The 20,024-nt window shown below is 59.3% G+C and carries 16 protein-coding genes, 2 tRNA genes and 1 riboswitch; of the genes, 8 read left to right on the plus strand and 10 right to left on the minus strand.

What is annotated here, in order from left to right:
• Window positions 1-7: 7 nt before the first annotated feature.
• The 3 genes from Q0D41_RS08110 to Q0D41_RS08120 all read right to left on the minus strand — a co-directional run bounded on the left by Q0D41_RS08110 (window position 8) and on the right by Q0D41_RS08120 (window position 873).
• Window positions 8-81: transfer RNA gene (locus Q0D41_RS08110), tRNA-Gly, on the minus strand.
• Window positions 82-84: 3 nt separating this feature from the next.
• A tRNA-Pro gene (locus tag Q0D41_RS08115) sits at window positions 85-161 on the minus strand.
• Between the two features lie 58 nt (window positions 162-219).
• The gene (locus Q0D41_RS08120) at window positions 220-873 is read right to left on the minus strand and encodes an HAD family hydrolase (protein ID WP_294377693.1); all 654 of its coding nucleotides are present in this window, start codon (window positions 871-873) and stop codon (window positions 220-222) included.
• Window positions 874-1,101: 228 nt separating this feature from the next.
• Here Q0D41_RS08120 and dtd point away from each other — a divergent pair, with 228 nt between their 5' ends.
• Window positions 1,102-1,548 (plus strand): D-aminoacyl-tRNA deacylase, encoded by a 447-nt coding sequence (dtd, locus tag Q0D41_RS08125; RefSeq protein WP_294377696.1) that lies wholly within the window; start codon window positions 1,102-1,104, stop codon window positions 1,546-1,548.
• Window positions 1,549-1,806: 258 nt separating this feature from the next.
• Here dtd and trpS read toward each other — a convergent pair whose 3' ends face one another.
• Entirely contained in the window at window positions 1,807-2,856 is a 1,050-nt protein-coding gene (trpS, locus tag Q0D41_RS08130; protein WP_123218939.1) for a tryptophan--tRNA ligase, read from the minus strand.
• A 152-nt stretch (window positions 2,857-3,008) separates the two neighbouring features.
• Here trpS and Q0D41_RS08135 point away from each other — a divergent pair, with 152 nt between their 5' ends.
• The gene (locus tag Q0D41_RS08135; protein ID WP_294377700.1) at window positions 3,009-3,644 is read left to right on the plus strand and encodes a YigZ family protein; all 636 of its coding nucleotides are present in this window, start codon (window positions 3,009-3,011) and stop codon (window positions 3,642-3,644) included.
• A gap of 133 nt (window positions 3,645-3,777) precedes the next feature.
• On the opposite strand, the gene Q0D41_RS08140 is transcribed toward Q0D41_RS08135, so the two are convergent.
• The 4 genes from Q0D41_RS08140 to metA all read right to left on the minus strand — a co-directional run bounded on the left by Q0D41_RS08140 (window position 3,778) and on the right by metA (window position 8,794).
• Entirely contained in the window at window positions 3,778-5,610 is a 1,833-nt protein-coding gene (locus Q0D41_RS08140; protein ID WP_294377703.1) for an ABC-F family ATP-binding cassette domain-containing protein, read from the minus strand.
• A gap of 51 nt (window positions 5,611-5,661) precedes the next feature.
• Window positions 5,662-6,987, minus strand: coding sequence for a molybdopterin-binding protein (locus tag Q0D41_RS08145; protein WP_294377705.1), 1,326 nt, complete (start codon window positions 6,985-6,987; stop codon window positions 5,662-5,664).
• Window positions 6,988-7,149: 162 nt separating this feature from the next.
• Window positions 7,150-7,587: a thioesterase family protein gene (locus Q0D41_RS08150; RefSeq protein WP_114615122.1), complete on the minus strand. Its 438-nt coding sequence runs from the start codon at window positions 7,585-7,587 to the stop codon at window positions 7,150-7,152.
• 292 nt (window positions 7,588-7,879) lie between these two features.
• Entirely contained in the window at window positions 7,880-8,794 is a 915-nt protein-coding gene (gene metA, locus Q0D41_RS08155) for a homoserine O-succinyltransferase (protein ID WP_114615123.1), read from the minus strand.
• 353 nt (window positions 8,795-9,147) lie between these two features.
• On the opposite strand from metA, the gene Q0D41_RS08160 reads away from it, so the two are divergent.
• On the plus strand, window positions 9,148-10,425 hold the full coding sequence (locus tag Q0D41_RS08160; RefSeq protein WP_294377710.1) for an O-acetylhomoserine aminocarboxypropyltransferase/cysteine synthase family protein: 1,278 nt from the start codon (window positions 9,148-9,150) through the stop codon (window positions 10,423-10,425).
• 383 nt (window positions 10,426-10,808) lie between these two features.
• Here Q0D41_RS08160 and feoB read toward each other — a convergent pair whose 3' ends face one another.
• Window positions 10,809-13,229 carry a ferrous iron transport protein B gene (gene feoB, locus Q0D41_RS08165; protein ID WP_294377713.1) on the minus strand — a complete coding sequence of 807 codons (2,421 nt, stop codon included), beginning with the start codon at window positions 13,227-13,229 and terminating at the stop codon, window positions 10,809-10,811.
• A gap of 329 nt (window positions 13,230-13,558) precedes the next feature.
• Between feoB and Q0D41_RS08170 the strand changes: the two genes are divergently transcribed.
• Both Q0D41_RS08170 and Q0D41_RS08175 read left to right on the plus strand, forming a co-directional pair.
• Entirely contained in the window at window positions 13,559-14,512 is a 954-nt protein-coding gene (locus tag Q0D41_RS08170) for an L-lactate dehydrogenase (RefSeq protein ID WP_123218945.1), read from the plus strand.
• A 235-nt stretch (window positions 14,513-14,747) separates the two neighbouring features.
• The gene (locus Q0D41_RS08175) at window positions 14,748-15,239 is read left to right on the plus strand and encodes a phosphatase PAP2 family protein (protein WP_294377716.1); all 492 of its coding nucleotides are present in this window, start codon (window positions 14,748-14,750) and stop codon (window positions 15,237-15,239) included.
• Between the two features lie 85 nt (window positions 15,240-15,324).
• Here the strand turns inward: Q0D41_RS08175 and murB are convergent, their stop codons facing one another.
• Entirely contained in the window at window positions 15,325-16,254 is a 930-nt protein-coding gene (gene murB / locus Q0D41_RS08180) for a UDP-N-acetylmuramate dehydrogenase (protein ID WP_294377718.1), read from the minus strand.
• Between the two features lie 259 nt (window positions 16,255-16,513).
• Window positions 16,514-16,628: riboswitch (FMN riboswitch) on the plus strand.
• A gap of 271 nt (window positions 16,629-16,899) precedes the next feature.
• Here murB and ribD point away from each other — a divergent pair.
• Genes ribD through Q0D41_RS08195 form a run of 3 tightly spaced genes read left to right on the plus strand, consistent with a single transcriptional unit; the run spans window position 16,900 to window position 20,013 of the window.
• Window positions 16,900-18,102, plus strand: a complete 1,203-nt coding sequence (gene ribD / locus Q0D41_RS08185) for a bifunctional diaminohydroxyphosphoribosylaminopyrimidine deaminase/5-amino-6-(5-phosphoribosylamino)uracil reductase RibD (protein WP_294377721.1) — start codon at window positions 16,900-16,902, stop codon at window positions 18,100-18,102.
• The gene (locus Q0D41_RS08190) at window positions 18,087-18,773 is read left to right on the plus strand and encodes a riboflavin synthase (protein WP_294377724.1); all 687 of its coding nucleotides are present in this window, start codon (window positions 18,087-18,089) and stop codon (window positions 18,771-18,773) included. The genes ribD and Q0D41_RS08190 overlap by 16 nt, the downstream gene beginning before the upstream one ends.
• A 40-nt stretch (window positions 18,774-18,813) precedes the next feature.
• Window positions 18,814-20,013, plus strand: a complete 1,200-nt coding sequence (locus Q0D41_RS08195) for a bifunctional 3,4-dihydroxy-2-butanone-4-phosphate synthase/GTP cyclohydrolase II (protein ID WP_294377727.1) — start codon at window positions 18,814-18,816, stop codon at window positions 20,011-20,013.
• Window positions 20,014-20,024 lie beyond the last annotated feature (11 nt).

A 20,024-nucleotide genomic window follows, 5' to 3' on the forward strand; every position in this document is an offset into this window, starting at 1 on the left:
GTTTTAATGGAGCGGGTGACGGGAATCGAACCCGCGTTAGAAGCTTGGAAGGCTTCAGTTCTACCATTGAACCACACCCGCGTATGGTCGGGACGACAGGATTCGAACCTGCGACATCCTGCTCCCAAAGCAGGCGCGCTACCAAACTGCGCCACGTCCCGTCGACCGTTCAGCTTGGCTATTATAACAAAGCGAGGCGTATGTTCAAGAAAATTTCGCTTAATTCGAAAGCGCCCGAATCGCCGCCGCCAATTCGGCTACCTCATGGATGATCGCCGTCGGATTCTCGACCGCGAGTTCTTCCTCGCAGAACATGCCCCATGTAACCGCAATGGTCTTACAGCCGGCAGCATTGCCCGCCGCGATGTCAAACGGAGAATCGCCCACATACACGCATTCCTCGGGCTGCGCGCCCATGCGCTCGCAGCCCAGCAGAATCGGCGCCGGATCGGGCTTGTGTTTCGCGCAATCGTCGGCGCCGATGAGGCACCCAAGATAGGGAGCCGCCCCAACCACCTGAAGCCCGCGCCATGCGAGTGCATGCATTTTCGAGGTCACCACGCCCATCTCGAAGCCCTCCGCGCGAAGAGCCGCCAATTCGTCGACAACTCCTGGGAAAGCCCTTATGAGCTGGTCGTGCGTTGCTTCGTTATGGGATCGATACGCCTTCAGCAAGCGCTGCTGCTCTTCGCTGTTGCGCGCGAAGTCGAGCATCTGCGTCGCGAGCGGCTGGCCAACCTTCGCCATATATTCCGCTTCGGAAAACTGCTTTCCCAGCACTTCTTGCGTGGCATGCTTGAAGCTTTCGAGAATCATGGTGTAGGTATCGACAAGCGTGCCATCGTTGTCGAGCAAAATCGTGGTTAGTGCCACCGTATCTTCTTTCTAATCGCGCTGCTTTTCATCCAAACAAATCGGCCCCGCCGCCATGGAAGCCGCAACGCACTTACCTTCGCCCCCGCAACGGCAGTTCTGCCATTGCCGTGCCCGCGCGCCCGCAAGGCCGCACGCGGCGGCACGATGCCGTATTATTGCACCACCATATACGAACCATCGCCGCCGCGCGGGCGCGTGGCGAGCTTTCCGCGATAGGAGCATGACATGAGGGCTTTGGTGCAGCGCGTCACGCACGCAAGCGTGACGGTCGAAGACGAAACGATTGGCACCATCAACGACGGATTCTTGATTTTGCTCGGCGTCGGGCACGAAGACGCCGAGGCGCAGGCCGACAAGCTGTGGAGCAAGATCTCGAAAATGCGCATTTTCGAAGACGAGAATGGCAAGACCAACCTGAGCCTCGCGGACGTGCGCGGCGAAGTGCTCGTAGTGAGCCAATTCACGCTCTACGCGAACTGCAAGCGCGGCAATCGCCCGTCGTTTACCGACGCAGGCGCTCCCGACGAGGCGAATCGCCTTTACGAGTATTTCGTAAGCCTCGTCGCGCGCGATTTGGGCCATGTGGAAACGGGATCGTTCGGCGCGATGATGCAAGTCGAGCTCGTCAACGACGGCCCATTCACCATTTGGCTCGATACCGATACGCTGTAAAGCAAAAGCTTGCTCGCCGCCCCTCTCACCCGCGCTACAAGCGCATAAGGCGCACAGCATGCAGGTAGCGCCTGCGCAACAACGCGGAATGACAAGCGTCAAACAACGAATCGAGCAAGACATGCGGCTTCTGCCAAACGGCGTCGCCCGCATTCACGCGCGCTGCGCGGATGGCGCCCACAACCCAAAAAGAAAGGAGCCAATCGGCTCCTTTCTTGCTTCGCAATCGTTTTCGCCGCGAACGCGGGGCTTTTTCGCCTAGTACACCATGCCCATGGCTTCTTGCACTTCACCAAGCGTTTTCTCGGCGACTTCGTTTGCACGACGATTGCCCTCATGCAGCACGTCTTTCACGTAATCGAGATCGGCCTCGAACTGGTGACGGCGCTCGCGAATGGGCTCAAAGTAGTTATTCACGGCCTCAGTCGTGTATTTCTTCAGCTGGCCCGAACCACCCATGCCGATTTCCTCGGCGATTTCCGCAGCATCGCGACCGGTGCAAATCGCCGCCGTAGAAAGCAGGCCCGACACGCCAGGACGATTCTCGGGGTCGAACGTAATCATGCGCTCGGAGTCGGTCTGGCTCTTCTTGATGCGCTTGGCGGTTTCTTCGGCCGTCATGGAAATGGAAATGGCATTGCCGTAGCTCTTCGACATCTTGCGACCGTCGAGGCCTGGAAGCAGCGGCACGTCAGAGAGCAGTGCGTCGACCTCGGGGAACACCTTGCCGTAGCGGTTGTTGAAGCGACGGGCAATGGTGCGCGTGAGCTCGATGTGGGGCAGCTGGTCGCGACCGACCGGCACCACATTGCCCTTGCAGAACAGAATGTCGCATGCCTGATGGACGGGATAGGTGAGCAGAAGGCCCGTGAGCTCGTGGCCCGACGCCTCCATCTCGGCCTTCACCGTGGGGTTGCGCTGCAGCTCGGCCTCGCTCACAAGCGAGAGGAAAGGCAGCATGAGCTGGTTGCACGCCGGCACTGCAGAGTGGCAGTAAATCATGGTCTTGTTCGGATCGAGGCCGCACGCCAAGTAATCCATAACCATGTTGTACACGTTGTCTTGAATATGCTCGGTAGTGTCGCGGTCGGTAATAACCTGGTAGTCGGCAATGAGCACATTGGTGCGGCAGCCTTTTTCCTGCAGCTCGACACGGCCTTTCAGCGTGCCGAAATAGTGGCCCAAATGCAGGCGGCCCGTGGGGCGGTCGCCCGTGAGCATGGTGTATTTCTCGGGGTGGACCTCGAGGTCTGCGGCAATTTCGTCGCTGCGCTTCGATGCCGCTTCGTAGCTTCCTTCGTTGGCCATAATGGGCCCTTTCTATTCACGATTAATAAAAACGATTTATCAGCGAGTCGCGCGCTGGAAGCATCGCGACCCTATCTCGAACTTTGCTATGGTACCACGACTTTCCCTGGCAAAAACGGCAAGGGCCGCTCCACCATGGTATAGTTGCAGGCATGAATTCTTACACCACCATTGACGGACGCGCCGTCGCAGAAATCGAAGAGAAGAAGAGCCGCTTCATCGCAAGCCTCGCACATGTCGAGACTGAAGAAGAAGCACTCGCATTCCTTGACGAAATTCGCGTCGCCAACCGCATGGCGCGCCACAATGTGTACGCTTACGTGCTGCGCGAGGGTGGCGCAGGCGCAGCTGGCCGTGTGCGCTACTCAGACGACGGCGAGCCACAGAAAACCGCCGGCATGCCAACGCTTGAAGCGCTGCAACATGCGGGGCTCACCGATGTGATTTGCGTGGTCACTCGCTATTTCGGCGGCGTGCTCCTGGGCACGGGCGGGCTTGTGCGCGCCTACACGGGCGCCACGCAGGCGGGCATCGAAGCCGCAACGAAAGTCGTGGTGTCGAGCTGCGTCGATATTTCCGTGCGCATCGAATACCCGCTCTACGATCAAATGTCCCGCATCGCCTCTGACTGCGGCGCAAAAGTGCTCGATACGCAATATGCCGAAGCGGTCACGCTCAAGCTGCGCATGCTCGACGGCACCCAGCAACCCCTGCTCGACAAAATCACGGAGCTGTGCCGAGGCCAAGAACGGGTCGAAGTCGGCGACCCCATCGACGCGATGCTTTAAAAAAACCGGCCTTGAGCGAAACCCCTTTCGAGCCAATCTCGCAGAACATGAAGCCGGCCCGCCCCATAATCCCATTTTGCAGAAATGCCCCATCAGCCGGCACGGCAGAGGCCTGTCCTTATCGCGTTTTCGCCTACTCCACGCCCAGCGCTTCGGCGAGCTCAAGCCACTCGTCTTCCATAGCTTCTTTTTTCGCCTTCAAGTCATTGAGTTCGGCCTGCAGTTCGCCTAGGCGCACAAAGTCGGTCGGGTCGGCGGCAGCCATCTCGGCCTCTTTCGCCTTCACCTTATCGCCCGCGGTACCCATTTTGCGGTTGATGCTCGCCAGGCGCTTCTTCATCTCGCGAAGCTCCTGGTTCGAATATTTCGGGGCCTCATCGGCACCCGTCGCAGTCGCAGGCGCTTCTTTGCTAACCTGACCAGCAATTTCGGCAAACGAGCGACCGCCCGAGCGCACAGCATCGCGCTCATCGAGAAGCTCGAGGTATTCGTCCACGCCGCGCGGGCAATGGCGCAAGTGGCCGTCGATCAGCGCGAACTGGTCGTCGGTCACGCGCTCCATCAAATAGCGATCGTGCGTCACCATGACAAGCGTGCCCGCCCATGTATCGAGCAAATCCTCCAATACGGCAAGCATATCGGTGTCAAGGTCGTTGCCCGGCTCGTCGAGAATGAGCACATTAGGTTCTTCCAGAAGAATGAGCAACAGCTGCAAACGGCGCTTTTGACCGCCCGACAAATCATCGATACGCGTATACAAGTGCTTCGACGAAAAGCCGAGGCGTTCGAGCAGCTTGGCGGGCGTGGTTTCCTTTCCATCGACTACAATGCGGCTCTTGTGGCGCGAGAGTACCTCGGTCACGCGATATTTTCCCAGCTCGTTCAGTTCATCAAGGCGCTGGGAGAGCACAGCGAGCTTCACGGTTTTGCCGATTTTCACAAAGCCCGAGCTCGGACGCAACGAGCCGTCGAGCACCGAAAGCAGCGTGGTTTTGCCGGCGCCGTTTTCGCCCAGAATGCCGTAGCGGTCGCCCGGCCCCACGTGCCAGTCGATATGGTCGAGCACCGTTTTGTCGCCGAATTTCTCGGTGACGTTCGTGAATTCAACCACCTGCTTGCCCAAACGCTGCATGGCCATAGCGCGCAACTCGAGAGTATTGCGCACAGGAGGCTCGCCAGCGATAAGCTCCTCGGCAAGCGCCACGTGAAATTTCGGCTTGGTTGAACGGGCTCGGGCACCGCGCGAAAGCCACGCAAGCTCTTTGCGCATGAGGTTTTGGCGGCGCTCCTCGGTCACACGCTCGATGCGCTCGCGCTCAACGCGCTGCAGCACATAGGCGGAATAGCCACCCTCGAACGGCTCGACTTCGCCATCGTGCACCTCCCACATGCCCGTGCATACCTCGTCGAGGAACCAGCGATCGTGCGTGACGCACAAAAGCGCACCGGAATTACGCTGCCAGCGGCTATTGAGATGCCGCGCAAGCCACGCAATGGCGCGAATGTCCAAGTGGTTGGTGGGCTCATCCATCATGATGACGTCGTAATCGCCGATAAGCAGGCGCGCAAGATCGACCCTTCGGCGTTGTCCGCCCGAAAGCGTTCCGACCTTCGCGTTCCAATCGATATCAGCGATGAGCTCAGAGATAATCTCGCGAATGCGGGGGTCGCTCGCCCATTCGTACTCGGGCGCGTCGCCCACCACCGAATAGCCCACGGTGGCGTCGTCGGAAAGCGAATCGGTTTGACCGAGCACGCCGACGGTGAGCCCGCGCGTGCGGCGCACAAGCCCGCCCTCAAGCTCGATTTGCCCGGCGAGCACGCCAAGCAGCGTCGATTTTCCGTCGCCGTTCTTTCCGACAATGCCGATGCGATCGCCTTCATGCACGCCGAGCGTTACATCGTCGAGCACAAGCTTTGCGGGAAATTCGAGATGGGCGCCTTCGCACCCCATAAGAAACGCCACCGATGGGTCCTTTCTTTTCGTGTAACCCGTCGATGATAGCACGCAGACGAGCTAATACACTGGACCGATGATCTCAACCTCAAGAAGATCGCCAACCTGCACAGGCGCCGCTCCGCCTCCCGACGGCATCATGAACAGGGCATTCGCGGCATTTGCCGCAGGCGTGCCCCAATGGCCATGCACTGGGCGCACTTCCATTCGACCCTCGGCAGAAACAAACAAGCTCATGGGCTTGAGCCCGAAGAACACGTCGGTCGGACCCGTGGCCTCCAGGGGACGGTCTTCCCCGGCAGGCTTCTTTTCTTTCTCAGATTGAATATCAGCAGCGCCGCCGCGGCGAGGGGCGGGCATTTCTTCTACAAGCGTCGCCTTCACGACGATGGGGGCCGGATTGAGCGAAAGCGCCGCGCGAATAAGCGGCCGCAAATAGAAGCCGAGCGTAACGGCTGCGCCCGCTGACGGACCCGATATGCCTACGATAGGCACGCCATCGACCATGGCGTAGGAGCTATGGTGTCCAGGGCCATGGTTGGTTTGGTGGCATATCATCGTACCGATGCTCTCCATAACCTCGCACGCCCAGTCGCCCGACCCTTTCGACGAGCCCGCGTTGAGCACGACGATATCGGCCACGGCGCACGCTTCGCGAATCGCAGCCTCGATAGCCGAGGGGCTATCGGACACAACCTGCATCGGCACGAATTCGCCGCCCCATGCTTCGGTTTTCATTTTTACAACAAGGGAATTCGTCTCGATGTTTTTGCCCCGTGCGACAAATGCGCTGCCAGGAATTTGAAGCTCGTCGCCCGTAGGGATAAACGCCACGCGCGGTTTCGCAAGAACGGGCACACTCACGACGTTGCCACCCGCAATGCGAGCTGCCACCTCGGGCGTGATTTGCTCGCCGGCATGGGCCAAAATATCGCCCGCATGCATGCGCGACCCCACGGGGCGGGTGCCCGCGAAACGCTTCGAGGGCACCGCATTAATTTCAACATGCTGTTCATCAGGAGACACCTTTACGTGCTCAATGACAATCGCCGTATCAAACCCCTCGGGCATAGCGACTCCCGTATTAGCGAAATCCCAGTTCACGCCACGCGTCCAAGCGGACGTATCGGGTATTTTCCCGTCCTCGAAATCGTCGTATCGTACCGCAATGGAATCAAGCGCACAGGTAAGGGCGTTCGGAGCGTCGAACTGCGCCTCGACATCGCGCGCGAGCACGCGGCCCGCCGCATCGGCAACCGCAATTCGCTCGACACGCAAAGGCGACTCACCTGGATTGCCCACAACGTCTGCAAACCCGCTTGTCTCAAGCATTCGGCGTACGGCCTCTTCGCGCGTAAGCTCAATATGGCTGGAATGATCCCTCATGTTCGCCTCTTCCAAAATCGAGAAGCTTGCCACCACACAGGCGACAGCAGCTTCGAGGAAAGGCCTTCGCCGCTCAAGGCGACGACCGGCCCCTTATTCCATATCGAATGTCCTCGGTAGAGAATAAAACAAAATCGGCCCCGTAGGGCCGATTGTTTTTGACTATTCCGAAGGCTCAAGCACCTGTTGATACATTTCATACAAACTTGGAAGCTCACGTTTTTGGCTCACCGGCTTGAACGTTTGCTTATCAACGAGCGTAAGCACCGTTTCCCCGACCACGCAGGGCTTTTCGTGCTCAACGTCTTGCCCTTTGCGATAAACCTCACAGGTATACGTGGTTTTAACGGGAGTCACTTTCGTCACTTTCGTGCGAACGAGAGCTGTGTCGCCGTAGCGAAGCGGCGATCCATACTTCAAATGTACGTCAACCACAGGAGACATGAGCCCTTCAGACTCAATGCGCGCATAGGGATACCCGATTTTCTCAAGAAAGTCGGTGCGAGCAACCTCGAAATACAGCAGGTAATTCGCGTGATACACCACGCCCATGGCATCGGTTTCGGCATAGCGCACCGGAATTTCAGTTTCAACAACCATCAAACAACCCTTCAATCGCATCAGCGTAAACGAATGAGCCAAAAAGTGACAAAAGTTGCGAATCCGGGGGCGCCAAATAGCACTCTGGCATCGATTTCGGCCCTATAGGCCCTTTGGAATACCCAAAATTGGCTCCCACGGCTCTAAAATGCCATAGATACATTGCTTTTATGGGTCCCCAGTCGGCCAACGAGGTAGACGATGCCCCCGGATTCGCAACTTTTGTCACTTTTCGCGGGCTTCGTTTACGCAAAGCGGCCGAAGGCACTCCAGCCCCCGGCCGTCCCAAACGTTACAACGTGCCCAAGTCGTAAGGCGTAGTCTGATACACATAGTAGTTCAGCCAATTCGTGTAAATAAGCTGGCCCTCAGCACGCCAACTCACAATGGGATCTTGCGAGGGGTCGTCGTTGGGGTAGTAGTTCTTCGGAACCTTGATATCGATACCCTTGGCAACGTCGCGATCGTACTCAAGCTTGAGGGTATCGCGATCGTATTCGGGGTGGCCGAACACAAAGAAGTGCTTGGAATCAGTACTCTTGGCAATCGAGACGCCGCATTCGTCGGAATAAGAGATAACCTCGAGCTTCTGGTTGGCGACGATATCCTCATAGCGCGTTTCGGAGTTGCGCGAGTGCGGCATCATGGAAACATCGTTAAAACCGCGCACCAGAGGAGACGAAGGCTTGATCAGGCGATTTTCGAAAACGCCAAAGCACTTCTCGGAAAGATTGTGCTTGGGCACGCCGTAGTGATGGTACAGCGCAGCCTGCGCGCCCCAACACACATGGAGCACGCTGTGAACATTGGTAAGGCTCCAGTCCATGATTTCAACGAGCTCGGGCCAGTAGTCAACGCTCTCGAAGTCGAGGGTCTCAACGGGGGCTCCTGTAATGATCATGCCGTCGTAGCGAAGGTCGCGCACCTGGTCAAACGTGCGATAAAACGTCTCAAGGTGATCGGCTGAGACATTTTTTGACTTATGGCTCGCAATGCGAAGCAGGTCGACCTCAATTTGCAGCGGGGTGTTCGACAGTTTACGCATGATCTGCGTTTCAGTGACGATTTTGGTGGGCATGAGGTTGAGCAGCAGCACACGCAGCGGACGAATATCCTGGTGCATCGCACGATGCTCCGTCATGACGAAGATATTCTCCCCCTCCAGAATAGAAGTCGCTGGCAGGGCATCGGGAATTCGAATGGGCATGGCATGCTCCTAACATATATAGGGAAGCGGACGAGCCGCTCGTTAAACCGCCTGTCATTGTAGCGCTATGTTAACCAGGGAAATAAGGCAGAGCGGCATCACGAGCAAGAAAATAGCAACGGCAGCGACCATATAGGCAAGAAATAAAAGAGGGAAGGCGGTCGCTGCCACAGAAGCCCCATACGAACTCGCGATGCCGCAGGTCCGACAACGTCCGCACAGGTTTCCAAGCGATTCATGCGTTCTTTCGTCACCCGATAGAAACACTTAATACCTAAGCGTATTGGGGTTTATACTTTTTCGCACCATACAATGCGCCGTCGAAGGGCGGCACACCTGAAGGAGGCAACGCTATGACCGAACTCGGTACTACATGCGTGCAAGGCGGTTACCATCCCGGCGACGCCGAACCGCGCCAGATCCCCATTTACCAGTCGACCACCTGGAAATATGACACCTCAGAGCACATGGGCAAACTCTTCGACCTAGAAGAGTCGGGCTATTTCTACAGCCGCCTGCAAAACCCCACATGCGACCTCGTTGCCGCAAAAATCGCCGAAATGGAAGGTGGCGCGGCAGCCATGCTCACAAGCTCTGGCATGGCGGCAAACTTCTTGGCCATCTTCAATGTCGCCGGCATGGGCGACCACGTGGTGGCGAGCTCGGCCATTTACGGCGGCACGTATAACCTGCTTGCCCATACCATGGGCCGCATGGGTCTGAGCTGCACGTTCGTTGCCCCTGACTGCACCGACGAGGAGCTCGAGGCGGCCTTCCAGCCCAACACCAAGCTCGTGTTCGGCGAAACGATCGCCAACCCCGCGCTCGCCGTACTCGATATCGAGCGATTCGCAAACGCCGCGCATGCGCATGGCGTGCCGCTCATGATCGACAATACCTTCCCCACGCCTGTGAATTGCCGTCCCATCGAATGGGGCGCCGACATCGTGACGCACTCCACCACCAAATACATGGACGGCCACGCAGCCTATCTTGGCGGCGCAATTGTTGACGCCGGCAAATTCGACTGGATGGCGCATGCCGATAAATTCCCTGGCCTCACCACGCCCGACGAAAGCTATCACGGCGTAACGTATGCGGAAAAATTCGGCCTCGAGGGCGCATTCATCACGAAGGCCACCGCTCAACTGATGCGCGACCTGGGCCCCATGCAGAACCCGCAAGCGGCGTTCTTCCTGAACAGTTCGCTGGAAAGCCTGCATGTGCGCATGCCTCAGCATTGCAAGAACGGCCTGGCCATGGCGGAATTCCTGAAGAGCCACCCGAAGATTCGCTTCGTAAGCTACCCGGGCCTCGAAGGCGACAAGTACTACGACCTGGCGAAAAAATACATGCCGAATGGCACCTGCGGCGTGGTGAGCTTCGGCTTCACCGGCGGACGCGCAGCAGCCGAGCAGTTCATGAAGAGCCTGAAGCTCGCGCAAATTGCCACGCATGTAGCCGATGCGCGCACGTGCTGCCTGCACCCCGCCAATGCCACGCATCGCCAAATGAACGATGCCGAGCTCGAGGCGTGCGGCATCAGCCCCGATATGGTGCGTTTGAGCTGCGGCCTTGAAGCGACCGACGACTTGATCGCCGACGTCGCACAAGCCTTGGACACGATTTAATGCAGAAAGCGCCGCCGGATGGTTCCAGCGGCGCTTTCTTGCTTCCCTCCGAGGACGGCCTCGGCGGCATGGCCCGCAAAGGCCACGGCTCGCTACCGTTCGCTTCGCTCACTATGCGCTCGCCTGGCCTCGTTCAGCTTTTATATGAAAAGCAAGTTTGAACTCGGACGACCTTTGCGGGCCATGCCGCCGAGGCCGTCCGCTTCATCATCGCGGTTCGGGTGCCGGGCGGGGCGGTCTTCGGGGTCGTCGGTGTTCATTCTTGCTCTTCATTCCAAAATGAAGCACCGCCAGAGCGGCGCATAGTGAGCCGAAGGCGAACGGTAGCCGACCGTGGCCCCGAAGGTCGCCCCGCCCGGCACCCGAACCGCCCCAGATCCGCGTTACACGATTCCAAACGCCAGGCAGCCAGCGTGGATGCAGAACGCAACCACCCACGCGACGGCGCATTGAGCGACAACGAGCTTCGCCGCCGTGCGACCGTTCGTTTCTTTTTTCACCGTCGCGATAGCCGCAACGCACGGCGTGTACAACAACGTGAACACGAGGAACGCATATGCCGTCGCAGGCGTGAAAATCGTGGGCAACAAGCTCACATCGCCGCCAAGCAGCACCGTAAGCGTAGACACGACGCTCTCTTTCGCCATAAAGCCCGTGAGCAAAGCCGTCGATGCGCGCCAATCGCCAAAACCCAACGGCGCGAACAGGGGCGCGAGTACGCCGCCGATAGCCGCAAGCAAGCTGGAATCGGGCGATTCCGCCACAGACAGGCTTGCGTCGAACGTTTGCAGGAACCACACGACGAGCGTCGCGATGAACACAACCGTGAACGCCTTCTGAATGAATCCCTTCGCCTTATCCCACACAAGGCGCGCCACGCTCTTCGCGCTCGGAAGACGATAGTTCGGCAGCTCCATCACGAACGGCACGGGCTCGCCGTGGAATTTCAGCCGCTTCAGCGCGAGCGCATACAGCACGCCCACCACCATGCCAAGCAGGTACAACGACAGCACCACCCAGCCGCGCGCAGCGGGCTCGAACAACGCGGCCGCGATGAAGCCGTAAATCGGCAGCTTCGCCGAACAGCTCATAAACGGCACAAGAAGAATCGTCATTTTGCGGTCGCGCTCGCTCGAGAGGGTGCGCGCCGACATAATGGCCGGAACCGAGCAGCCAAAGCCCATGAGCATCGGCACAAAGCTGCGCCCCGAAAGGCCCAGGCGGCGCAGCGGCTTGTCCATCACGAACGCCACGCGAGCCATATAGCCCGAGTCTTCCAAAATCGACAGGAAGAAAAACAGCGTGACGATCGTCGGCAGAAAGCCAATAACGGCGCCCACGCCGCCGCACACGCCATCGGTTACGAGCGAGCACAACATGGGCGCCACCTCGGCCGCCGCAAGCGCGTCGCCGATCGCGGCAATCGCCACATCGATGCCCTGTTGGAGCCAATCGGATAAAAACGCGCCGAGCCAGCTGAATGTCATAAGGAACACGAACGCCATAATCAAAATGAAGCACGGAATGGCCGTGAATCGCCCTGTAAGAATGCGGTCCGCGGCGACCGAGCGCTTATGTTCGCGGCTTTCATGCGGGCGCACTACCGTGGTAGCGCACAGTCGCTCGATGAACGAGAACCGCATATTGGCCATCGCGGCCTCGCGATCGAGCCCGCCTTCGCGTTCGAGCGCGTCTACGAGCTGATTCAACGCGGCATTTTCCGCCGCGGGCAGCGCAAGCGAGCGCTCGATAAGCGAGTCGCCCTCAACCATTTTCGTCGCGGCGAATCGAAGCGGCAGCCCGGCCTTGCGCGCCGCCGGCTCAAGCACGTGCATGAGCGCGTGAATGCAACGGTGCACCTCACCAAGCGGATCGCCTTCAGCCGTATCGGCCGGGCAGAAATCGACGCGCTTGGGCACCTCTCGATTCAGCGCAACGTGCATCGCATGATCGACGAGTTCGTCGATGCCTTCGTTCTTTACCGCGGAAACGGGTACCACGGGAATGCCAAGCGCGGCCTCGAGCTCGTTGATGCGCACCGATCCGCCGTTGGCGCGAAGTTCGTCCATCATGTTCAGCGCAAGCACCATGGGAATATTGAGCTCCATGAGCTGCAGCGTAAGGTAGAGGTTTCGCTCGATGTTGGTCGCGTCGACGATATTGATAATGGCGGTAGGTGCATCGTCGATAAGGAAATCACGCGTAACGACTTCCTCATTCGAATACGGCGACAGCGAATATACGCCCGGAAGGTCGACCACGGTCGCCTCGGGATGGCGACGCAGCTGGCCTTCTTTTTTGTCGACCGTCACGCCCGGGAAATTGCCCACATGCTGGTTCGCGCCTGTGAGCTGGTTGAAGAGCGTGGTTTTGCCGCAGTTCTGATTGCCGGCCAAGGCGAACGTTATGGGCTGGCCCTTCGCGATGGGCGCGCCCACATTGCGAACGCCCTCGTCGCCCGCAGCGCCCGCCTCGCCAATGCCCGGATGCCCAGCGGCAACCACCGGCGCGATGGGCGCGGCGCCATACGAAGGCGCGGGGAGCTCATCGACAGGCGTTATCGCCACCTGCTGGGCATCGGAAACGCGCAGAGTGAGTTCGTAGCCGCGCAACTCAACTTGCAGAGGGTCGCCCATAGGCGCCACTTTGCGCAATCGCACGCCGACGCCAGGCGTTAGGCCCATATCGAGCAAATGGCGCCGCAGCTCGCCCGACCCATTGACCTCATCGATTATCGCGCACGCGCCCACCTCGAGCGCATCGAGCGTCATGCTCGCCTTGCCGTTTTCGCCCACGTTCAACATCTCCTGCTTTTCGTTAACGTAGGGTATCTTCACGCACGACAATCGAGTAACGCAAGGGTGACTTGCGGTTTGTGAAGAGGGTCGGAAAATCCCCAAATTGCGAAGCTGAATCCAGCAGCTTTACGAAGCAGGACAATGACAGCTCGCGCTGCACTCGGACCACCCCCCCCTTCAGCCACGCAAGCCCTCCCACCCCGCATAATTGCGGGATATGGGAAAGACCGCATCATGGTGTCTCCACATTTGCGCCGTTCGCCGGCGATAAACAACCGCACACGCATATAATTGCCCGAAACGCTTCGCACCACGCAGGACAGAAAGGGTTGCGCATGTCCAAACCAATCAATGATCGCAAAGTTGCCATTATCGGATGCGGATTCGTGGGCTCGTCGAGCGCATTCGCGCTCATGCAGGGCGGCCTGTTCAGCGAAATCGTGCTCGTCGATGTCGACCGAAACCGCGCCGAAGGCGAGGCGCTCGACATTAGCCACGGCATGCCGTTCGCCCACCCCTGCAAAATCTACGCGGGCGATTACAACGACATCGACGACGCCGCGATTATCGTGATTACCGCCGGCGCGAATCAAAAGCCCGGCGAAACGCGTCTTGACCTGGTCCAAAAGAACGTCGCTATTTTCAAGACGATTATTCCCCAGATTAGCGAGCGCAATTATCAGGGCATCATTTTGGTAGTCAGCAACCCGGTCGATATTCTGACGTACGTCACGCTAAAGCTTTCGGGCATGCCGGCAACCCGCGTTCTCGGCAGCGGCACCGTGCTCGACTCGGCGCGCTTCAAGTACATCCTCGGCGAGCACCTGAGCGTCGACCCGCGCAACGTGCATGCGCGCATCGTGGGCGAGCACGGCGATTCCGAGGTCGCCGTATGGTCGACCGCGAACATCTCGGGCATTCCGATTCACGATTTCTGCGAGCTTCGCGGCCACTATGACCACGAAGCGGCCATGAAGCGCATCGCAGAAGACGTGAAAAACTCCGCATACGAAATCATTGAGAAGAAGCACGCGACGTATTACGGCATCGCCATGACGGTAAAGCGCATTTGCGAGGCCATTGCGCGCGATGAGAAGACCATCATTCCCGTATCGAATTACCAGAATGGCGAATACGGGCTGGACGACGTGGTGCTTTCCATGCCCGCCATCGTGGGTCGCGGCGGCGTCGAGTACAAAGTGCCCGCACCGTTCAACGCGCAAGAGCTCGCCCAGCTGCATGAATCGGCGAAAACGATGAAAGAAGTCATCGAAACGTTGGACCTGTAGGCCTTCGTTGATGCATGGGGCGGGCCCGTTGCGCCCCATGCATCCGCCCACCTCACTGCTCGCCTGCCCCACCTGTGAAAACCTCGCGTTTTCGTTGCAGGCGTTGCCTGTTTGTCAAATCGTCGCAAAGTTTCTTCCAAGCATCTCGCGTATGCTTGGAACCATGATGATTGAAACAATACAGAACGCAGATTTGTCCATTCTGCACGCCATTCAGGGGGCAGCAAGCCCCACCTTGGACACATTCATGGTCGGCTTTACCACGCTCGGCGAATTTGGCGCTTTATGGGCGATCGTCGGCGCAATAATGATCGCCTTAAATAAGCACCGAACGTTCGGCATCGCCATTTTCGTAGCGATTGCGCTCGCATTCGTCATTGGCGACATAGGGCTGAAAAACGTCATAGAACGCCCGAGGCCTTTCCTGGTCGACCCCGTACTCACGACGTCGCTCATATCGCTGCCCGGCAGTTTCTCGTGCCCATCGGGCCATACGTCATCGTCATTCGCGGCCGCAACCGTGATATGTCTCGCACCACTCGCGCATCGTTGGCTGAAGCCCATTGCGATGGCAGCAGCTGCGGCAATCGCGTTCTCGCGCCTGTATTTGGCCGTGCACAACCCCACCGACGTCATTTTCGGCGCGCTGCTCGGCATCGCATGCGGACGCCTCGCCGTTTGCATTGTGAAAGCAATCGAATCGCGCAGGAAGGGCCGCAAAGCCTAAGCAAAGCCAATTCAAAGCCACAGAAACAGAAAGGCGCCGCTCGCAGCAAACGAACGGCGCCTTTCTCGCAAGGGGGCTCAATGCATTAAAAGCCCCACATTTTCACTTCAGGTTCAAGCTCAACGCCGAATTCTTCTTTCACGCGCGCTTGCACATCGGCAATGAGCTGGCGCACGTCAGCAGCGGTGGCACCCCCGGCATTAACCACGAAGCCTGTGTGCTTTTCCGACACCTGCGCACCGCCGACCTTATAGCCACGCAAGCCGGCATCTTGAATGAGTTTGCCTGCGAAATAGCCCTCGGGGCGCTTGAAGGTCGAGCCGGCGCTCGGCATTTCAAGCGGCTGCTTTTCTACGCGACGCGCGTGGAAATCGTCCATGCGCGCCTGAATTTCGACTTGTGCATCGGGCGAAAGCTCGAGCGTGGCTTCAACTACAACATAGCCCGCATCGGCCATCATAGAATGACGGTAGCCCCATTGCGCCTGGTCACGCGTTACTTCAACGATTTCGCCTTCAGGCGAGACGCACTTCAACGACACGGCCGCCGTAGAGAAATCGCCCACATAGGCGCCTGCATTCATGATGGCGGCGCCGCCAATGGTTCCCGGAATGCCCTCGGCGAATTCGTAGCCAGCAAGGCCCGCCGCGCACGCAGCTTCGGCAACCGACAGATTGGTGGCACCCGCCTGAGCAATCACACGATTGCCTTCGACGCGAACCGCATTCAGGTTTTCCGCCAAACGCATCACGACACACACGAGACCCCCATCGGCAATAAGCAAATCGCTTCCCAAGCCAATGACGCGCATCGGGGCTTCGGCTGCAGCGCATGCGCGAACCGCCTCGGCGACCTGTTCGAGCGACTGAGGCGACACCATAACGGCCGCAGGACCGCCAATGCGAAACGTGACGTGCGCGGCCATGGGCTCGCCGACGCTCACATTTTCGACACCAACAATCTCGCAAAGCGCATCGAGCAGCGCCTGGCTCGGCGTCCATTTCTGTTCGGGCATACGAACCTCCTTGTCGAGGGTGCGTTACTTCTTCTTAGGGCGCGTATTCAACGCGCAACCAATCGTTCAATGCTCGCGAACCATTGTAACGGCATTGGCGCAGGCGCGCCGAAGTTCGCCGAAAACGCACCGCCAGACGCCAACCCGTTAAACGCTACGAGCATTGAGCAGGTTCGAAGCTCAAAGTCTCTCGCAAACTTTTTCGGATTTCTTATTGACACCGCAAAAAGCGCAGCGGTATAGTCCCTGCCAACGAAATACCAATCTTCAGGGCGGGGTGAAATTCCCCACCGGTGGTTACAGCCCACGAACCGCAAGGTTGATTCGGTGAAACTCCGAAGCCGACAGTACAGTCTGGATGAAAGAAGATTGCACCACGCGGCAGCATGCCGCGCACCAGTGCATTTACGAGCCCTGAAACGTTCGCGTTTCAGGGCTTTTTGCATTGGCGGGATTTCGGGAGTTTGGACTCGTGAGAGCCGAGCGTCACCGGGCATCCATCGCCCATCCGCTCCAAACCCACGCGAGTTGATCGGCCGTCGATTTCGGCATCATGCGCATCAGCGCCCGCACGTCGGAAATCGCAAACCGCAAGCCCCTTCCTTCTGCAAACGCCCTGATACGAGGCATAAGCAGGAGGCAGTCGTGGCACACAGCGAAGCCGATATCGAATACATGCGCCGAGCCATTGAGCTCGCGCGCCGCGGCACGGGATTCGCGAATCCCAACCCACTCGTAGGCGCCGTGCTCGTGCGCGATGGCGAAATCATCGCGGAAGGCTGGCACGCACGCTGCGGCGATCTTCATGCGGAACGCGCCGCTCTTGCCAACTGCCAAGCCCGCAACACCTCGCCCGAAGGCGCAACCCTCTACGTAACCCTCGAGCCATGCTGCCACACCGGCAAGCAGCCTCCGTGCACCGAAGCCGTCATCGAAGCGGACATCGCACGCGTCGTCGTGGGATCGGCCGACCCCAATCCGCTTGTCGCGGGACGAGGCTGCGAGCAACTTCGCGCAGCCGGCATCACGGTCGACGAGGGCGTCGCGCAAGCGGAATGCGATGCTCTCAACCCCATCTTCTTCCATTTCATCACGCACCGCACGCCCTATGTCACGCTGAAATATGCCATGACGCTCGATGGCAAAATCGCCACGAGAACCGGCGCATCACGCTGGATTACCGGCCCCACCGCACGAGAGCGTGTGCATGCCGAGCGCCTGAGGCACGCCGCCATCATGGTCGGCATCGGCACCGTGCTCGCCGACGATCCGCAACTCACCTGCCGAATCGAAGGCGGACGAAATCCCCTGCGCGTTATATGCGACTCGCGCCTTCGCACGCCCATAACTTCCGCGATAGCCCAATCCGCCCACGACGTGCCGACGATTATCGCATGCGCTCCCGACGCATCAGACGATCGCGCCTCAAAGCTCGAAGGGGCAGGTTGCGAAATTGTGCGCACCCCTGAGCGCGACGGACGCATCGATTTGCCGCAGCTCATGGCGGCCCTTGGAAAGCGCGGCATCGACAGCGTCTTCATCGAGGGAGGCGCCACGCTCGCCGCATGCGCCCTCGAGGCCGGCATCGTCAACCACGTGCAGGCGTTCATCGCGCCAAAGATTTTCGCAGGCACCGGCGCACCCTCTCCGCTTGGTGGCACGGGAGTCGATGTGCCCGACCAGGCATGGACGCTTTCCGCAACCACCATCGAACGCCTTGGCGACGACATGCTTATCGAAGGAGACGTCGTAGCCGCCGAAGACGCCGTGCCAGAGCATGCGGCAGCCGCACATGATGGCGAAATCGCAAACGCTGAGCCGAAGGAGGACGCATGTTCACAGGACTAGTCGAAACCGTGGGCCGCGTGCGTTCCATCAAACGCGGCGCGGCAAGCTCGGTGCTTTCCATCGAAGCGCCGGCGATTATGCAAGGCGTGCGCATCGGCGACAGCATCGCTACCAATGGCGTATGCCTCACCGCGACGCGCGTGGACGATGCGGGCTTTTGCGCCGACGTGATGCACGAAACGCTGCAGCGATCGTCGCTCGGAGCGCTGAGCGCCGGCAGTGCCGTGAACCTCGAGCGCGCCATGCCAGCCAATGGCCGCTTCGGCGGACACATCGTGTCGGGCCACATCGATGGCACGGGACGCATCGCCTCCACGCGGCGCGACGACGTTGCCGTGTGGTACGACATCGAGGCGCCCGAGGCCATCACCCGCTACGTCGTTGAGAAGGGCTCCATCGCCATTGACGGCGTCAGCCTCACCGTGGCACGCGTTTCCGAAAATGGCTTCTCGATTTCGATGATTCCCCACACCGCCGACGTAACCGCGTTTGGACGCAAACGGGCAGGCGACATCGTGAATTTGGAATGCGACATCATCGGCAAATACGTCGAAAAGCTTCTTTCCCCGGGTCGAGCAAGTCCCGTCGACAAATCGCACGCGACCAATCGCGCAGACAAGGCGCAATCGACGCTCACCGCCGACTTCCTTGCAAGCAACGGCTTCTTCTAAACCGCACCACGCCGCCTCGGCATACCGAAAGGAACCCCTCATGATCGAATACTCCACCATCGAACACGCGCTCGATGAGTTGCGCGCCGGCCGACTCATCATGTGCACCGACGACCCCGAACGCGAAAACGAAGGCGACCTCATTTGCGCGGCGCAATTCGCCACCACCGAGAACATCAACTTCATGGCGACCCACGCCAAGGGCCTCATCTGCATGCCCATGAACGACGAGTACATCGCCAAGCTCGCGCTGCCGCAGATGGTCGCCCGCAACACCGACAACCACGAAACGGCTTTCACCGTATCGATCGACCACGTTGACACGACCACGGGCATTTCTGCTGCCGAGCGATCGGTCACGGCCATGAAGTGCGTCGACCCCGACGCCCAACCGCAAGATTTCCGCCGCCCGGGGCACATGTTCCCCCTGCTCGCCAAAGCGGGCGGCGTGCTCGAGCGCAATGGGCACACCGAAGCGACCGTCGATTTGTGCCGCCTCGCCGGCCTTGAGCAGTGCGGCCTGTGCTGCGAAATCATGCGCGACGACGGCACCATGATGCGCGCAAGCGAGCTCGCCGAGAAGGCCAAAGAATGGGGCTTGGCGTTCATCACGATCAAAGACCTGCAGGAATACCGCAAAACGCACGACCACCTGGTCGAACCCGTCGCGGCGGCCAAAATGCCGACCGCATACGGCACGTTCGTCGCGCACGGCTTCCGCAACACGCTCAACGGCGAACACCATGTGGCGCTTGTGAAGGGCGATATCGGCGACGGGGAAAACGTGCTCGTACGCGTGCATTCGGAATGCCTCACGGGCGATGCGTTCGGGTCGCTGCGCTGCGACTGCGGCGAGCAGCTCGCCGCAAGCATGCGTCAGATCGAACAAGAAGGACGCGGCGTGGTTTTGTACATGCGCCAGGAAGGCCGCGGCATTGGCCTTCTGAATAAGCTGCGCGCCTACGAGCTGCAAGACCAGGGCATGGACACGCTCGACGCGAACCTCGCGCTTGGATTCCCGGCCGATGCGCGCGAGTACTACATCGGCGCCCAAATCTTGCGCGACCTCGGCGTGAAGAGCATGCGACTGCTCACCAACAACCCCGACAAGCTCTATCAGCTTTCGGGCTACGGCCTCACCATTGCCGAACGCGTGCCCATCGAAATCGCCCCCACGGAATGCGACAAACATTACCTGGAAACGAAACGCGACCGCATGGGCCACCTGCTCACCGTGTAATTACCGAAGAA

Source organism: uncultured Slackia sp., assembly GCF_934630525.1.
In the GTDB taxonomy this organism is placed as follows: Bacteria; Actinomycetota; Coriobacteriia; order Coriobacteriales; family Eggerthellaceae; genus Slackia.

Coding starts and splice junctions, on each gene's coding strand:
- dtd (WP_294377696.1), top strand. CDS start 1,102: ATGAGGGCTTTGGTGCAGCGCGTCACGCACGCAAGCGTGACGGTCGAA.
- trpS (WP_123218939.1), bottom strand. CDS start 2,856: ATGGCCAACGAAGGAAGCTACGAAGCGGCATCGAAGCGCAGCGACGAA.
- Q0D41_RS08135 (WP_294377700.1), top strand. CDS start 3,009: ATGAATTCTTACACCACCATTGACGGACGCGCCGTCGCAGAAATCGAA.
- Q0D41_RS08145 (WP_294377705.1), bottom strand. CDS start 6,987: ATGAGGGATCATTCCAGCCATATTGAGCTTACGCGCGAAGAGGCCGTA.
- Q0D41_RS08150 (WP_114615122.1), bottom strand. CDS start 7,587: ATGGTTGTTGAAACTGAAATTCCGGTGCGCTATGCCGAAACCGATGCC.
- metA (WP_114615123.1), bottom strand. CDS start 8,794: ATGCCCATTCGAATTCCCGATGCCCTGCCAGCGACTTCTATTCTGGAG.
- Q0D41_RS08160 (WP_294377710.1), top strand. CDS start 9,148: ATGACCGAACTCGGTACTACATGCGTGCAAGGCGGTTACCATCCCGGC.
- feoB (WP_294377713.1), bottom strand. CDS start 13,229: ATGTTGAACGTGGGCGAAAACGGCAAGGCGAGCATGACGCTCGATGCG.
- Q0D41_RS08170 (WP_123218945.1), top strand. CDS start 13,559: ATGTCCAAACCAATCAATGATCGCAAAGTTGCCATTATCGGATGCGGA.
- murB (WP_294377718.1), bottom strand. CDS start 16,254: ATGCCCGAACAGAAATGGACGCCGAGCCAGGCGCTGCTCGATGCGCTT.
- Q0D41_RS08190 (WP_294377724.1), top strand. CDS start 18,087: ATGTTCACAGGACTAGTCGAAACCGTGGGCCGCGTGCGTTCCATCAAA.
- Q0D41_RS08195 (WP_294377727.1), top strand. CDS start 18,814: ATGATCGAATACTCCACCATCGAACACGCGCTCGATGAGTTGCGCGCC.